This window comes from Bacteroides celer (assembly GCF_002632415.2).
GTDB lineage: Bacteria > Bacteroidota > Bacteroidia > Bacteroidales > Bacteroidaceae > Bacteroides.
The window spans coordinates 1664593-1681385 of record NZ_CP178209.1 but is presented as its reverse complement, the minus strand read 5'-3'; the positions used below and the strand labels follow the sequence as shown (position 1 = coordinate 1681385).

13 protein-coding genes and 1 tRNA gene are annotated in these 16793 nt (G+C 43.2%); 9 read left to right on the top strand and 5 right to left on the bottom strand.

The features are described from left to right. Positions 1–62: 62 nt before the first annotated feature. Entirely contained in the window at positions 63–2198 is a 2136-nt protein-coding gene (locus tag CJF29_RS06350; RefSeq protein ID WP_099147423.1) for a KamA family radical SAM protein, read from the top strand. A 116-nt stretch (positions 2199–2314) separates the two neighbouring features. Here the strand turns inward: CJF29_RS06350 and CJF29_RS06345 are convergent, their stop codons facing one another. The 4 genes from CJF29_RS06345 to CJF29_RS06330 form a co-directional block, all read right to left on the bottom strand. Further along, positions 2315–3628 carry a nucleobase:cation symporter-2 family protein gene (locus CJF29_RS06345; RefSeq protein ID WP_099147424.1) on the bottom strand — a complete coding sequence of 438 codons (1314 nt, stop codon included), beginning with the start codon at positions 3626–3628 and terminating at the stop codon, positions 2315–2317. Between the two features lie 116 nt (positions 3629–3744). Continuing rightward, positions 3745–4452: a DUF5020 family protein gene (locus tag CJF29_RS06340; protein WP_099147425.1), complete on the bottom strand. Its 708-nt coding sequence runs from the start codon at positions 4450–4452 to the stop codon at positions 3745–3747. Between the two features lie 73 nt (positions 4453–4525). Further along, a complete protein-coding gene (locus CJF29_RS06335; protein ID WP_074557868.1) occupies positions 4526–6121 on the bottom strand; it encodes a SusD/RagB family nutrient-binding outer membrane lipoprotein in 1596 nt (531 codons plus the stop codon). A 15-nt stretch (positions 6122–6136) separates the two neighbouring features. Further along, positions 6137–9265 carry a SusC/RagA family TonB-linked outer membrane protein gene (locus CJF29_RS06330; RefSeq protein ID WP_074557866.1) on the bottom strand — a complete coding sequence of 1043 codons (3129 nt, stop codon included), beginning with the start codon at positions 9263–9265 and terminating at the stop codon, positions 6137–6139. A 108-nt stretch (positions 9266–9373) separates the two neighbouring features. Between CJF29_RS06330 and CJF29_RS06325 the strand changes: the two genes are divergently transcribed. From CJF29_RS06325 to CJF29_RS06315, 3 genes are all read left to right on the top strand, one after another. Beyond that, positions 9374–9952, top strand: a complete 579-nt coding sequence (locus tag CJF29_RS06325) for a uracil-DNA glycosylase family protein (protein ID WP_074557930.1) — start codon at positions 9374–9376, stop codon at positions 9950–9952. Between the two features lie 48 nt (positions 9953–10000). Beyond that, positions 10001–10354 (top strand): arsenate reductase family protein, encoded by a 354-nt coding sequence (locus CJF29_RS06320; RefSeq protein WP_074557929.1) that lies wholly within the window; start codon positions 10001–10003, stop codon positions 10352–10354. A gap of 65 nt (positions 10355–10419) precedes the next feature. After that, positions 10420–10492 (top strand) — tRNA-Trp (locus tag CJF29_RS06315). Between the two features lie 259 nt (positions 10493–10751). On the opposite strand, the gene CJF29_RS06310 is transcribed toward CJF29_RS06315, so the two are convergent. After that, positions 10752–12602: a vWA domain-containing protein gene (locus CJF29_RS06310; RefSeq protein ID WP_074557864.1), complete on the bottom strand. Its 1851-nt coding sequence runs from the start codon at positions 12600–12602 to the stop codon at positions 10752–10754. A gap of 188 nt (positions 12603–12790) precedes the next feature. Between CJF29_RS06310 and CJF29_RS06305 the strand changes: the two genes are divergently transcribed. From CJF29_RS06305 to CJF29_RS06285, 5 genes are read left to right on the top strand one after another with little or no spacing between them, the layout of a single operon-like run. Then, positions 12791–13447, top strand: coding sequence for a CDP-alcohol phosphatidyltransferase family protein (locus CJF29_RS06305; protein ID WP_004308290.1), 657 nt, complete (start codon positions 12791–12793; stop codon positions 13445–13447). After that, positions 13444–14400, top strand: a complete 957-nt coding sequence (locus tag CJF29_RS06300; protein WP_004301949.1) for a phosphatidate cytidylyltransferase — start codon at positions 13444–13446, stop codon at positions 14398–14400. The genes CJF29_RS06305 and CJF29_RS06300 overlap by 4 nt, the downstream gene beginning before the upstream one ends. A gap of 24 nt (positions 14401–14424) precedes the next feature. Beyond that, entirely contained in the window at positions 14425–15081 is a 657-nt protein-coding gene (locus tag CJF29_RS06295; protein WP_004320683.1) for a lysophospholipid acyltransferase family protein, read from the top strand. After that, positions 15082–15654, top strand: coding sequence for an RNA polymerase sigma factor (locus tag CJF29_RS06290; RefSeq protein WP_004301947.1), 573 nt, complete (start codon positions 15082–15084; stop codon positions 15652–15654). It begins immediately after the preceding gene. Further along, a complete protein-coding gene (locus CJF29_RS06285) occupies positions 15651–16793 on the top strand; it encodes a carboxypeptidase-like regulatory domain-containing protein (RefSeq protein ID WP_099147426.1) in 1143 nt (380 codons plus the stop codon). The genes CJF29_RS06290 and CJF29_RS06285 overlap by 4 nt, the downstream gene beginning before the upstream one ends.

Genomic DNA, 16793 nt, shown 5'->3' with positions numbered 1-16793 from the left:
GGGGGGGGGGACCATGCGACGTGGTAGTATATTATAATAATTAAAAAATAGAGAGATTGCTTATGAAACAAAAGAAAATGCTTGCGCTTACTTTTTCACAGTTGAAACAAATCTATAATCAAGAAATTCCGGAAGTGGTGGAGATAGCTGATAAGAGCTCTTCTGTGGAAGAGTTCAAGGCTGGGATGCTGCGTTTTTTGGAAATTTGCAGGATAGAAAATGAGGCTGCGGAGGAGGCGAGGGAGCAAATTCGACTCTTACTCGATTATGATGGACAGAATGTCCATGAACTGTCTACTGGACAGGATATGTCAGTACAGACGATTCGGTTGCTTTATGAGTTTCTGACGGGAACGTTGGAAAATATGGAGATACCGACGGATTTGTTTATTGAAATTTTCCAGATGTTTAAACGGTTGAAGGGAGAGGTTGTGCCTTTACCATCGCCACAGCGTATCAAAAGCAGGAATGACCGGTGGGAAACGGGATTGGATGAAGAGGTACGTGAAGTGCGGGATGAGAATAAGGAGCGGATGTTGCACTTGTTGATTCAGAAGATTGAAAACAGGAAGTCGAAGCCTTCGGTGCGTTTTCACTTTGAGGAGGGAATGAGTTATGAAAAAAAATACAGGTTGGTCAATGAGTGGTGGAACGATTTCCGTTTTCATTTGGCAATGGCTGTAAAAAGTCCGGGCGAGTTGAATCGATTCCTGGGAAATTCACTTTCGTCAGAGACTATGTATTTGCTTTATCGTGCCCGGAAGAAGGGGATGCCATTTTTTGCGACTCCTTATTATTTATCGTTACTCAATGTAACGGGATATGGATATAATGACGAGGCTATTCGAAGTTATATTCTGTATTCTCCACGTTTGGTGGAGACGTATGGAAATATTCGCGCGTGGGAGAAAGAGGATATTGTAGAAGCCGGGAAGCCTAATGCTGCGGGATGGCTTTTACCGGACGGGCATAACATTCATCGTCGGTATCCGGAGGTGGCTATTCTCATCCCTGACACTATGGGACGAGCTTGCGGAGGACTTTGTGCTTCTTGTCAACGTATGTATGATTTTCAGAGCGAGCGGTTGAATTTCGAGTTTGAGTCATTACGCCCGAAGGAATCATGGGATCGTAAGTTGCGTCGGTTGATGACTTATTTTGAAGAGGATACGCAATTGCGGGATATTCTTATTACAGGAGGAGATGCGCTGATGAGTCAGAATAAAACGCTTCAGAATATTCTGGATGCGGTGTATCGGATGGCGGCGCGCAAACAAAGGGCGAATCTTGAGCGCAAGGACGGAGAGAAATATGCGGAATTGCAACGGGTACGGTTGGGGTCACGTCTGTTGGCTTATTTGCCAATGCGTATCAATGACGGGCTGGTTGATGTTCTGCGGGAATTCAAGGAGAAAGCATCGGCTATCGGTGTGAAACAGTTTATTATACAGACTCATTTCCAGACACCGCTGGAGGTTACTCCTGAAGCTAAAGAAGCGATCCGGAAGATTCTTTCTGCGGGATGGATTATTACGAATCAGTTGGTATATACGGTGGCTGCTTCACGTAGAGGGCATACGACCCGGCTTCGTCAGGTGCTCAATTCGTTGGGGGTGGTATGTTATTACACTTTCTCGGTAAAGGGATTCAATGAGAATTATGCGGTATTTGCACCCAACAGTCGTTCAATGCAGGAACAACAGGAGGAAAAAATTTATGGCCGTATGACACCGGAACAGGCGGAGGAGTTATATAAGATATTAGAGACGAAAGTGGGAACGAAAGAGGAGCCTAAAGAGGATGTTGCCAAGCAATTAAGACGCTTCATGAGAAAGCATCATTTACCTTTCCTTGCCACTGATCGCAGTGTATTGAATTTACCGGCTATCGGTAAAAGCATGACTTTCCAGTTGGTGGGACTAACAGAAGAAGGAAAACGAATTCTACGCTTCGAACATGACGGCACTCGTCATCATAGCCCGATTATCGATCAGATGGGGCAGATTTATATTGTAGAGAATAAATCGCTAGCTGCTTACCTGCGCCAGTTAGCCAAGATGGGAGAAGATCCGGAAGACTATGCTTCTATCTGGAATTATACGAAAGGAGAAACCGAACCTCGTTTCAGTCTTTACGAGTATCCTGATTTCCCCTTCCGCACAACAGATAAAATGAGTAATTTAAGTATTAAGAATTAGGTATTAAGTATTAATCGACAAGCATCAACTAACAAGTATTAATCAACGCCTATCAAGTATAAACCAGCGGCTTCGGTAATACTTATTACTTAATACTTGTTTCTACTACTTGTTTCCTACTCTTTTACCCGTATTACTATATTTGCAATAATTGCAGTTAGGCCTCCGGTGGTAATCCCTGAAGAGAAGATACTTCGAATTGCTTCCGGGGCTTGTTGTAATACGTCCGGCATTAGTTCTACCCCTAAGCCTAAGGAGAGGCTGACTGCTAATACCAAAGTTTCTTTACGGCCTATTTCTTGTGAGGAGACAATACGGATTCCCGCCGCTGCTACTGTGCCGAACATTAGTAAGGTTGCACCGCCCAGTACAGGATCGGGCATTAAGGAAAATACGGCACCTACGATGGGAAATAAACCCAAAAGGACGAGCATTGCCGCAATATAATAACCAACATAACGGCTGGCTACTCCGGTCAGTTGGATAATACCGTTGTTTTGTGCAAAGATGGAGTTTGGAAAAGAGTTGAATACACCGGCGAGAAAGGAGTTGAATCCATCTGCCATTACTCCACCGGAAACCCTTTTCAAATAGGAATCTCCTTCAATGGGAAGTCCGGAAATCATAGAGTTGGCAGTTACATCACCTGTTGCTTCAATGGCAGTTATCAAGTAAACCAGACCAATGGCTATAAAAGAAGACACATTGAAATCAATACCATATTTAAAAGGCTGGGGAATATTAAAACTCATCAGCATTTCCACATTTAACGCACTCATATCCACTTTTCCCAGAGCAAATGCCAAACCATAGCCAAGGCAAAGTCCGAGTACAATGGAACTCATACGCAGGTATTTGTTCCCGCAACGATTGAAAAACAAGACGCTAAGAAGTACCAGTGCTGCAATAGACAGGTTTTCCCACGTAGCAAACGTACCATTATCCATAGCTGCATATCCGCCTCCGCAAGATACGATACCTACCTTTATCAGACTCAATCCGATAAGCAGCACGACAATACCGGAAACCAGCGGAGTGATAATATTACGCAGATATTTGAATGTGCGGCTGACAATCATTTCGATAGGCGCAGCAGCCATACAGGAACCGAAAATTAACGGTAATCCGCCTACCATTCCTGTGGCAATGATAGGGCCGATAAAAGAAAAACTGGTTCCCTGGATGCAGAGCAGTCTTGCTCCTATCACACCAAAGCGGCGGCATTGTATAAAGGTAGATACTCCCGAAGCAAAAAGAGACATGGAAACCAGAAAGCTTGTCTTTTCTACATCAAGTTTCAAGGCACTTGCGATGATAAGCGGAGGTGTAATGATCGCTACGAAAATAGCCAAAAGATGTTGTAAAGCCGCAAACAAGGCGTCTTTAAAAGGGGGACGGTCTTCTACGCCGTAGATTAAATCAGTTTTCATTTAACAGGGTTTCTATATATTTTTTTAAGTTCCGCAGAGGGATAAACAGAGATTATTCTGAAGTCCGGCTTCTTTTAGTCCGACTTTTTTTAATTCTATTTCTTATAATCCGTTTTTTAGTTCAGCGTCCATTTCAGAGCGAGTGTCGGGATAACATAAAAGCCATCACGACCGCCGAAGTTATTACTCAATTCGACTTCGGAGCCAACACTAAGATTGAAATTTTTATTTACTCCTTTGATTTTGTTCAGGTTCACCCAGAATTGTGGTTCGGAGAGGAAGATAGTCTTTCCGTAGTTGGTTTCTTCACGCCACCAATCGGCAAAGCCGGAGAAAGTGAGCAGATTGCGGCAGAAATTCACGTACCACGTACCTGTCAGCTGGAAGTTGTTGGGTGATTGGTGTTTCTGAATATACTTATACATAGCAGTCAGCGTGAAGCCTTTGGAAAAGGAAGCATTATTAAAAGTGTAGGTAGCTCCTGCCAGATAAGCATTTTTATAAGACATGCCTTTCGATAATCCACCGTTATATTCAAGATGTGCAGAAAAAGGACCTTTCCAGAATTTCAGTTCACGGGCTATTTCCCAATAAGCGGAAGCAACGCCTTCGGAAGTGTAATCCATATCGACAAAGAAATAGGTACTTCCCCAAGTATCAGGATGAAACTTCTCCACTGTGGAGGTGAGCAGAGGACGACCTTGCAAATCTTTATCATACAAAGAACGTCCGAAATCATAATGTAACTGAATGTTTTGCGCCTGCAATTCCGGTACGGCAGAGAGCAACATACAGAGGAAAAGAGCAGAGATAATTTGTTTCATAAGTAAATGTGTTTAAATGAAGATGCAAAAATAGTTAAAGCTACACATATAAACACATTACTTCTGTCTTTTTTTATTCCAGGTTATTATTTCCCGTATCCCACCAGAGTCTTGTACCTCCATGGTCATCTCCGCCTAAAGCCTCGACAAGAGCAGAATATTGCTCCGGGTCTTCTGTCTGCAATGTACCTGGGAAATTAAGACGGCGCACCATGATCTCCGTGTCGATGCATCCGCTCCTACTATGATTGAATCGAACGGGAAATAAACGGGGATATCCCGTTCGTCTTTGTTCGGTCCAGGCTTCGCAACCTTCCGGGAACATGGCAATCCACTTCTGCGTGATAATCTTCTCCAGTTTGGTCTCCTTATCATCCTGCGGATTCCATTTGGGAGTGACTTTACAACGGGCCTCTATATTATTTTCTTCATCATAAGTATCTATAAAGTCGGAAGCTGTCAGCTCACTTTTCAAGTAATCCTCCACCCCATAAATTCCCCATTGATGAAAAGAGGTAGTTACACCGTTCCGGTAACAATCTTCTTCATCTTCATCCGTCCACCCGCGCAAAGCGGCTTCGGCACGCAGAAACCAGACTTCCGAAGCAGTCATCAGAGGTGTATCGGTATCCTGCTTGACAAACAGCTTTGACAATCCGGAATAATGACTATGAGCAAAACAGGTTCCCTGGCGAATTCCACGATACTGTCCTTTAAGAGCCTCATCCGTACAGGGTTCAAAATAAATTTCCAAACGGGGATCGTTATATCCGGTCAAAATTGATTCCATGTTAGCACTCATGTAAGTTTCATTCCAGACACGGTTAAGTTCTCCTAATGGATTGGTATACCCGGATTTGGTAGAAACAAACACTCCTCCTGTTTCCGCTTCAAAGAAGCCGTAACCGTTTTCCTTTATTTTCTGTATTTCAGAACGTGCCTTATCAGGAGCAACAGAAGCAAGGCGCATTGCCAGACGCAAACGCAGGGAATTGGCAAACTTTACCCAGGAAGGATATTTCCCGTCCAACAAAATATCAAAACGTGCAAATCCATTGGATTCCGGTTTCTCATCTATATAGTTGGTGAGAGCAACTACAGCAGAATCGAGTTCATTGAAAAACTCATAATAGACATCCTCTTGTTTATCCGGACGGTAATGTTTTTCGGCATTAGCAAAATTCTTATAAATGATAGGACCATAATAATCCGTCACACGATGCATCGCTTCCACCTTTAATATTTTCGTTATCCCGAACAGAGCAGGATGTGTATTCCGGGTAGCATTCTCCGACTGATATATCTGTGGGAAAATATAAGAATACATGTGTGTCCACATGGCGCTATTCCAGCCATCCTGCATATTATAATCGGAGTTATGCGAGCCCCCGTTCAGCGGTTTGCCGTCATGCATATACCCACTGAACATGTCCGCGTTCAGATTCTGTATCAGCTGGAAAGGCCAGTTCTTTCCTTTTCCGTAGTCGTAATTAAAATAAATACCTTGCTGAATAATTCCCAAACGGATTCCATAGCCATTGTCATCAATAATCAAGTCATCATCCGTGATACCGGACAAATCGGTATTGTAATCACGGAAGTTACCGGTACAAGCTACAGAAAACAGCAATAACCCCAACAAATATAGATATACAAATTTTCTCTTCATTTCTCTCTCTTGCCTTTAAAATTCACATTTCAGAGTAAAGCCCAGACTACGGGTTGTAGGCATTCCGAACACTTCAATTCCTTGATTATCATTTCCGGTAGAAAGTACCAGATCCGGATCAAAAGGAGCTTTCTTATACAAGAAACATAGATTGCGAGCTACAAACGAAAGCTGAACATCTTTCAGTACCTTCGTTTTCTGTATCCACTTCTTGGAGAAATTATAGCTCAATGATACTTCACGCAACCGTAAATTGGTAGCATCATACATATAATACTCCGTCACCCCGGCACGCCCGCCTACTATTTTATAGAATCCTTTCACATTGTCTATACGCTGACCGTCGAGCATTACATATCCCCTGTCACGCGCATCAGCCGTTATTTCGGATACTCCATAAAGATCCATCTCCGCCTGTGTCTGCGAAAGGACTTTACCTCCGTAACGCCAATCAAGCAGAAAATAAAGAGTGAAGCCTTTGTAAGAGAATGTATGGTCCCATCCCATCATAAAGACAGGGTTGGCATTGCCAACTTTCACCGTATTCCCATCGCCCTCCACCAATGGAAGTCCTTTATTATCACCCTCTGTTTCGTAGACGATATTGCCTGCATCATCACGCACAAAAGCCTTACCATAAATATCACCGATAGAACCGCCTTTAATAAGCTTCATGGCATAGCTGGAAGAAAAACTGGTAGGCCCGTAAATCATTTCTTTCAGATCTTCGTGCAACTTCACTATCTTATTCTTATTGGTAGAGAAGTTTACAGAAGTTTTCCAGTTGAAATCAGGAGTTAATACGGGAGTTCCATTCAGTGTCAATTCCCATCCCCGATTCTGGATATTCCCGGCATTTACATATCGGTAAGCATACTTATCGCCTGCAAGTGCGGGAAGTTTGAAGAATTGATTATAAGTATTGGTACGATAATAAGTCAGATTAACCCCTAAACGGTGTTGAAAGAATCGCCATTCAGTTCCAAATTCGATGGCATGGGTCATTTCCGGCTCCATATCCTTAAAAGGTGCGGCATCATTCGCCTGTATCTCGCCACCGGCATTGATGTGCGAAAAGGAATTAGTGATAAATGGAGGAATATCATTCCCTACTTTACTATAAGCGCCACGCAATTTTGCGAAAGAAACCCATTCGGGTAACTTCACCCATTTATCAAGCAGCATGGAAAGCCCTACAGAAGGATAAGCGAATCCGGATTTTTCATGTTTGGTATATGACAAGGTTGACGCCCAGTCATTACGGGCCGTCAAATCAAGAAATAGTTTTTCCTTATAACCGATCTGTGCCGTACCGAATATAGATTGCAACTGACGGCGTTGATCTATTCGCTGGTCAATACTGGCAGAGCTGTTCATTACGATATTGGCTATATTAAACACATTAGCAAACTTCAGAGATGCATTTTTCGAATCATATCGGGTAGAATTAACGACTTTATCATTTATACTACCACCAATCGCCGCATCCAACGTAAAATCGCCCCAGGTTTTCTTCACCATCGCCATGACATCACCATACATCTGGGTTTCCTGATAATCCATCTCAATATATCGTCCGTTCGCTCCACACAGGGCGGTGGCGGTAGACGCATAGAATTTCTGGCGTAACTTGTCCGCCCAGTAATCCATGTTTCCACGGGCTTGAATCGTCAGCCAGTCATTTACCTTAAAGTTTGCTGAAAGAGAAAGGATAACGCGCGTACGTGTTTCTTTACTTTGTATGCGGTTCGTTATCCAATACGGATTCTGTTCGAAGTCTTCGGTAAACGTATGCCAGTTCTGCACACCCAGTTTCCGTTCTTCGTCATAGGTTTCAAAATGATCTTTATAATAAGACAAATCCTCTCCACGAGGGAAACGGTAGAGCCCTACCAACGGATTCATATAGAAACCTCCCGATACCGGCTTATTCTCGACGGTCTGTTTCATAACATTCACACTACCGTCCAGTTTCAGACGTTTGTCGAACATAGTAGCCGTCTCACGCAAGTTTATATTATGCTTTTTCAGTTTATTCTTGTCGATTATCCCCTTTCCGGTAGTATTGGCATAAGAGAAATAAGTTTGCAGGTTTTCATTTCCATAACTGATAGATACGGAAGTCATCGATGTCAATCCGGTACGGAAAAAGTCATTCAGATTATCATAAGCCATCAGATTCTCTTTCTCTCCCCAGCTGTCTACCACATCACTGACACCATAACGATTCTGCATTTTAGGCATACTGAATGCTTTCTCGAAAGTGAGTCCCGTAGAGAAATTTATATTCCTTTGCCCGGCAGAGTTTCCTTTTTTAGTCGTAATAAGAATCACTCCGTTAGCAGCCATGCTACCATATAAAGCCGCAGCAGGAGCACCTTTCAGGATACTGATACTTTCCACATCTTCCGGATTCAGGTTAGAGATTCCGTCTCCTCCGTCACGATTCCCTGCATTCGCCGTACCACCAATAGCCGAATAAGCCTGTTCGGAAGAGGTGTTCGACATCGGCACTCCATCTATTACATAAAGCGGTTGATTATCACCGGATACAGAACGGATTCCCCGGAGACTGACTTTTGCGGAACCGCCCATACCGGAAGAGTTTTTGTTGATTTGCACACCGGCAGCTTTTCCCGCCAGAGCAGCAATCATATTTACTTCTTTGACACGGTTCAGTTCTTCTCCCTTGATTTTTTGCACAGAATAGGCCAATGTAGCTTCATCCTTTTCAAGTCCCAAGGCCGTTACGATGACATGTTCAAGCATCACCGCATCTTCCTGAAGACGTATTTCAAGCACATTCCGACCTGTCACATTGACTTCTACAGTCTTGTAACCTACAAAAGAAACTTGTAAGACAGCACTATCCGGTACAGACAAAAAGAATTTTCCATCAATATCGGTCACAGTACCATTGGTTCCCCCCTTTTCGCGTATTGTAGCACCGATCAGTGGTTCACCATAGATATCAATAACACGCCCTCTCACGGTATTATTATCAGAAGGAACTTCTATCGTCCCTCTTAACACTTGTTGCTCCGAAGCATAACAATTTCCTCCCTCCAGGAAAAATAGGCCCATTAAGAAGCAACTCACAAAAACTTCTTTTCTCAATGATATAATAAAATATTGTTTGTTCATCACGCCGCAAAAATAACTAATTATTTTAAATCTAGCATTTTTTCTCATTGATTTTGAGGGAAATAAACATTATCACTATTTTTGTACGAAATTAAAATGAAAGGAATTATGGAAATCGAAACACATCCGTTAGAACCGTTTCTCCCAGCGAAATCAAAGCTTCTGATGCTGGGAAGTTTTCCGCCACAGAAAAAACGTTGGTCTATGGAGTTTTACTACCCAAACCTAAACAACGACATGTGGCGTATATATGGAATTTTATTCTTTAATGATAAGAATCACTTTCTAAATTCGACACTAAAATCGTTCTGTCGCGAGCAAATCATAGACTTTTTGAACGAAAAGGGGATTGCCCTATTTGATACCGCTTCATCCATTCGCCGGTTGCAGGATAATGCATCGGACAAGTTTCTTGAAGTAGTGGAAGCTACCGATGTTGCAGCATTACTGCGGCAACTTCCCGAATGCAAAGCAATCGTCACCACAGGCCAAAAAGCAACGGACACTCTTCGACAGCAATTCGACATAGAAGAGCCCAAACTAGGTGATTACTCCGAATTTGTTTTCGAAGGACGTGCCATGCGGCTTTACCGGATGCCCTCATCATCAAGGGCGTATCCATTAGCATTGGACAAGAAAGCGGCCGCTTACCGGATTATGTTTCAGGATTTACAGATATTGAAGTAAAGTTCAAGTATTAAGTATAAAATATCAAGTATTAAATTATAAATGAATATGGCAACATTATTTTTGCAGTACCCGGCATGCAGCACATGCCAAAAAGCCAAGAAATGGTTAACAGAAAATAACATTGAGTTTACCAGCCGCTTAATCGTAGAAGAAAATCCTACGGTGGAAGAATTAAAGGCATGGATTCCACGCAGCGGTCTGCCGGTGAAGAAATTCTTCAACACTAGCGGATTAGTATATAAAGAGCTGAAACTAAGCGAGAAGCTACCTGCAATGAGTGAGGAAGAACAGATAGCACTATTGGCAACCAACGGTAAATTGGTGAAACGCCCATTGGTAGTGACAGACAGCTTCGTTCTGGTCGGTTTTAAGCCCGATGAGTGGGAAAAATTAAAATAATTCAAAACTTATTTACCCGAATGTTTGGAGATTCAGAAGTTTCTACTACCTTTGCAGCCGCAAACACGGGAGTAGCTCAGTTGGTAGAGCACCGGTCTCCAAAACCGGGTGTCGGGAGTTCGAGCCTCTCCTCCCGTGCAGAGTTAAATAGCTGTAAACGACAAGTTTACGGCTATTTTTCGTTTCAGGTCGGACGAAATTCGGACGAAATAAATGATAGTGACGCTATCCGACAAAGATAGTGACGGTATACAACAGCGATAGCGTCACTATCCCGAACATATACCGTCACTATCATTTTCTACGATTATCCATCTGGAATTCTACGTTCATTCATATCTGCGAATCTTACGCATAGTCATATAGCATACACTCACAATGACTCCTGCCCGATTTCCTAGTTCTTATTCGTTCTTTCCAATCCTTTGGCAGCCTCAACCAAACGGATGAATTCTCTTCTATATCCTTTATCATCATTATTCAGTCCCTGTTTGGCCAGATTAATCACTTTATCGTAACTGGCATTTCCTTTGAAGTCAGAGTCCCGAAGCAACTGTCCGAACATAGCCACTGCAGAAGCAAAGCGGAAATCGGAAGAAACATTATTGCCTTTATTATCAACGAAAGGAAGTTCCATTTTCTTGCTGACATCTTTATCCGGAGCTTTATAACGCAGTTTCACAGTCAGGAGATCATTAGAGCCTGTCGGTTTCACTGCCACTTTCTCTTTCTTCTGATATTTCAGATCGTCTATTTTACCCATATATTCATTCTTTGCACCTGTAGGAATCACTTCGTAAAAAGCAGTTACCGTATGTCCCGCACCCATATCTCCGGCATCTTTAGCATCATTATTAAAGTCTTCGTCTTTCAACAGACGGCTTTCGTAACCAATCAAACGATACGCCTGCACTTGGGAAGGATTAAATTCCACTTGCAGTTTGACGTCTTTCGCCACTGTATGCAATGTAGCGCCGAATTCGCCTACTAAAACACGATTGGCTTCCTGCAAGTTATCTATATAAGCATGATTACCGTTTCCCTTTTCTGCCAACACCTGAATCTTCTTATCTTTATAATTACCCATGCCATAACCTAATACGGTAAGGAACACTCCACTCTTACGTTCTTTTTCAATCAATTGTTCCAATCCTTCGGCGGAAGAAACACCCACATTAAAATCACCGTCGGAGCAAAGTATGATACGGTTGTTACCATTAGAGATAAAATTCTTCTTGGCTATTTTATACGCCAACAGGATACCCGCACCACCTGCCGTAGAACCACCTGCCGTCAATTCATCTATCGCTTCACGAATCTTCTGTTTGTCACTACCCGGAGTGGCCTCCAGTTTCACACCGGCACTGCCTGCATAAGTCACGATAGCTACTTTATCTTTATCCCGTAAGTTGTTTACCAACAATTTGAGAGATGATTTCACCAAATCCAACCGGTTGGCTCCCCACATAGAGCCGGAGACGTCAATCAGAAACACCAGGTTAGATGCAGGCAAATTATCCGTCGGAATTTCTTTAGCTTTCAAGCCGATACGCACAAGACGGTGATCCGCATTCCAGGGACATGCTCCGGCTTCCATCGTGATTTTCACAGGATCACTTCCTGTCGGTTTCGGATAATCATAGGAAAAGTAGTTCACTAATTCTTCCGTACGGATAGCATCTACAGGAGGCAATTCACCTTTATTGATAAAACGACGCATATTGCTATAAGAAGCAGCATCTACATCAATAGAAAAAGTAGAAAGCGGAGCATCCGACACACTCTTAAATCCATTCTCCTGAATCTGCCCGTATTCTTCCGCATTTACAGCATCATACATGATTCCCGGTGTCGGACATACCGCCATATAAGCAGCAGACACCGATTTAGTAGCCTTTAGCTCATGCCCGTATCCTACCACTACACATTCTTCCAATACCACATCATCCGCTTTCATCTTCACATCCAGCGCAGCCGATTTCACCACCCTTCTCTCTTGCTTATACCCGATATACTGAAACAACAACGTCTCCCCCTTCTTGGCCTGAATTGTATACCGGCCCTTCATATTCGTTATTGCCCCCTTCGAAGTACCCTTGATCTGTACCGAACAACCTACAAGCGGATTTCCATCCTTTGCATCCGTCACCGTACCCGACACAGTAATAACTTGCGCATTCACCCTACCTAAAGAAATAACCGCCATTAGCAGCACGAGCATCATCGCTCTGAATTGATTTGTTTTCATAACTTCTTATTTTAAAATGTTACTATTAGTTCGCTTTTATTATAGAGATGCACATTTCACACAGATTCCATAAATTGCCTGAACTTTTTTTATCCGGCAGAAAAAAGAGTCATTTCAAAATTCTCACTCATTCCTTTGCAACTCTTAAGATGATGTGTATATTTGCCGATCATAAACATATTATAAATATGAAAAACGAAGTCGACGGAAGGCGGGAAATAGCCTCACGAAACACGGCCTGGGCTACTATTATTGCCCGCAAACTAACTCGTTGGGGTGTCACTCCCAATCAAATTTCCATGATGAGCGTATTCTTCGCTATGGTGGGGTGCCTTCTGTTGATCGGCACAGTCATTGATCCCGGTTTTAACAAGTATGTAGCCTACATTCTGTTCATCGTTTGCATGCAGTCGCGGTTACTCTGCAACCTGTTCGATGGGATGGTAGCTATTGAAGGAGGGAAGAAAAGTGCCAACGGAGATCTCTACAATGATATGCCCGACCGCTTTGCTGATGCTTTGTTCATCATTCCCATCGGATATATAGCAGGTGGATTCGGTATTGAACTGGGATGGCTAGCGGCCCTTCTTGCCGTTATGACAGCTTATTTCCGCTGGATAGGAGCCTACAAAACGCACCAGCATTTCTTTAACGGTCCGATGGCCAAGCAACACCGCATGGCATTGCTCACGCTTGCCTTTGTAGTAGCCACCTGCACCATTCACGCAGGATACGACCGGATGGTATGTCTCATAGCTCTGATAATAATCAACGTCGGCCTTGTCGCAACACTGATACACCGTCTGTACCTCATGTCACACACAACAAACAATGAAATAAAATGAAAGAACTACTGGATATCATATTTCCTACGCTAAGCGATGAATTGATTATCGTCATTTCGCTCATCATCGGACTGCTTGTTACGGCAAGCCTTATTCTTTTTCTCGTAAAGAAGATCTCTCCAAAAACAAATATCAGCGAACTCTCCGCCCGCACGCGTTCATGGTGGATCATGGCGGGCATGTTTATCGGCGCTGTATTTATCAGCTATAACATTTCTTACTTCTTCCTTGCCTTTCTCTCTTTCATCGCTTTCAGAGAACTGTATTCGGTGTTGGGATTCAGAGAGGCAGATCGCGGAGCATTGTTTTGGGGGATATTGGCCATTCCCATTCAATATTACCTTGCTTACCTTGCCTGGTATGGAGCATTCATCATCTTCATTCCGGTAGTTATGTTTCTCGTATTGCCCTTACGACTTGTTTTAAAGGGAGACACCCACGGAATTACCAAGTCGATGGCTCTGTTGCAGTGGATTCTGATGCTTTCAGTATTCGGTATCAGCCATCTCGCTTATCTCCTGTCGCTTCCCGAACTTCCGGGATTCAATGCAGGAGGACGAGGTCTGCTATTATTCCTTGTATTCCTTACGGAAATCAACGATGTTATGCAATTTATCTGGGGCAAACTTCTCGGACGACATAAGATACTCCCGAAAGTAAGTCCGAACAAAACGTGGGAAGGATTTCTGGGCGGTGTAATCAGTACTACCGTCATTGGTTACTTCCTCGGTTTCCTGACTCCCCTCTCCGCTCCCAACGTTATCCTGGTAAGTGCTCTCGTTGCGATTGCCGGATTCTCGGGAGACGTAGTCATCTCCGCCATCAAGAGAGATAAAGGAATTAAGGACATGGGGAACAGTATTCCCGGTCATGGAGGAGTATTCGACCGGATAGATTCTCTGGCCTACACGGCTCCTGTATTTTTTCATTTAGTTTATTACATTGCATATTAAACGGAGGGAATGGAAAAAAGATTCATGCAAGCTGCTGCCATGCAGATTATATATAAAGGTGTATTCCAATGGTTTCTGAAATTGGTTGTAGGAGTTCAGTTCACCGATTGCCAGTTCCTCAAAAAGGAAAAGCAATTCATCATCCTTGCCAACCATAACAGCCATCTGGACACCCTAAGCTTGTTATCTTCCCTGCCCGGAGGACTTTTATGGAAAGTCAAACCCGTAGCAGCAGAAGATTATTTCGGGAAAACCCGCTTTCAGGCTTCCATCAGCAACTTTTTCATCAACACACTGCTAATCAGAAGAAAAGGAGAAAAAGATTCGGAGCATGATCCGATCCGTAAGATGCTTGAAGCCATCGACGCCGGATATTCACTGATTCTTTTTCCGGAAGGAACCAGAGGAAAGCCGGAACAGATGGGAAAAATTAAATCCGGCATAGCCCGCATCCTGTCTCTGCGACCCGAAGTGAAATATATTCCCGTATTCATGACCGGTATGGGACGTTCTCTGCCCAAAGGAAAAATGATATTGTTGCCATATAAAGCATCTATCTATTACGGTATGCCCGCATTGGTAAAGAGTACGGATACGCATGAAATATTAGACCAGATTACAGGTGATTTTGAAGCAATGAAAGAAAAATATCAAGTCATTATTGACGAAGAAGAGGAATAGATGTTGTTTTTCAAAAGAAAAATATCAAAACTATCGGACGAGGAATTACTAATACATTACACGAAGTCCGGTGATACGGAATATTTCGGTGAATTATATAACCGATATATCCCGTTACTGTATGGACTTTGCCTGAAATACCTGCATGATGAAGACCGGGCACAGGAAGCAGTCATGCAACTGTTTGAAGATTTACTACCTAAGTTGGGAAATTATGAGATAAAAGTGTTCAAGCCATGGCTCTACCGGGTGGCAAAGAATCATTGCCTGCAACTTTTACGAAAGGAAAATAAAGAAATTACGTTAGATTATACCGTTAATGTTATGGAATCCGACGAATTTCTGCATCTATTAAGTGAGGAGGAAAGTTCAGAGGAACAACTAAAGGCATTACATCACTGTCTCGAAAAGTTGCCCGAAGAACAACGGACCAGCATTACGCGTTTCTTTTTAGAGGAAATGTCGTATGCCGACATTGTGGAACAGACCGGATTTACTCTGAACAATGTGAAAAGCTATATCCAAAACGGAAAGCGAAACTTAAAAATTTGTATTAAGAAACAAGCCCTATGAAACTATTGGACTACATACGAGGACTCCGCAAAGGAAAAGAGGCACACCGGCTGGAAAAAGAGTCGATGCAAGACCCTTTCCTGGCCGATGCTATGGATGGATACAACCAGGTGGAGGGAAATCACGAACAACGGATCGAGAAACTGCGGATGCAGGTTTCTGCTCATTCGGCAAAGAAAAAGAACACTTATGCTATCACCTGGAGCATCGCTGCGTGTCTGATTATCGGATTCGGTATCAGCAGTTATTTCCTGTTCCTGAAAAAGAGCATGACAGATGAAGTGTTTATCGCTGAAGAGTCTGTTCCTGCAAAGTTGCCTGAAACTACAACGCCGGCAACTCCTACAAATCCGGCGACTCCGGCAGCTCCTGTAACCCCGCGAGCGGACAAGAAAGAGATGAGCGCATCCGCAGTAATAGAACCGATGATGGAGGAAGCCTTGGAGCAGACTGCTGAATTACAAGAGGTAGCAGCAACAATGGATACTTCCGAGTCTGTTTCCGACAAGAAAATGAGAATGGCTAAAGTGGTGACTCCCCCCAACAGTAACATTATTCAGGGAAAAGTGACCGATGAAAAAGGAGAACCGATCATCGGGGCCAGTGTGGCATATAAAGGGACAAATATCGGAACCATTACGAATATGAACGGAGAGTTTTCGCTGGTTAAAAAGGAAGGTAAAAAACAGTTGACAGCGCAGTTCATCGGATACGATCCGGTAGAAATTCCGGTAGATACCAGCCAGACAATGCTCATTGCCATGAACGAAAACAAACAAACGCTTAACGAAGTGGTGGTAGTGGGATACGGAACAAATAAAAATAAGAAGTCGACAACTGTCGTGACGGCTAAGGAGCAGGCAGACAAAGATATTACTCCGCAACCCGTGATTGGTAAACGCAAATATCAGAAGTACCTGAAGGAGAATCTGGTTCGTCCGACGGATGAGAAGTGCGCACAAGTGAAAGGGAAAGTGGTATTAACTTTCCTGGTTAACAAGGAAGGGCGTCCCTTCTACATCAAAGTAAAAGAGAGCCTCTGCGAATCTTCCGACAAGGAAGCCATCCGCCTGATTCAGGAAGGTCCGGACTGGATTTATGGCAATAAATCAGTGGAAATAACCGTCAAATTCGAATAG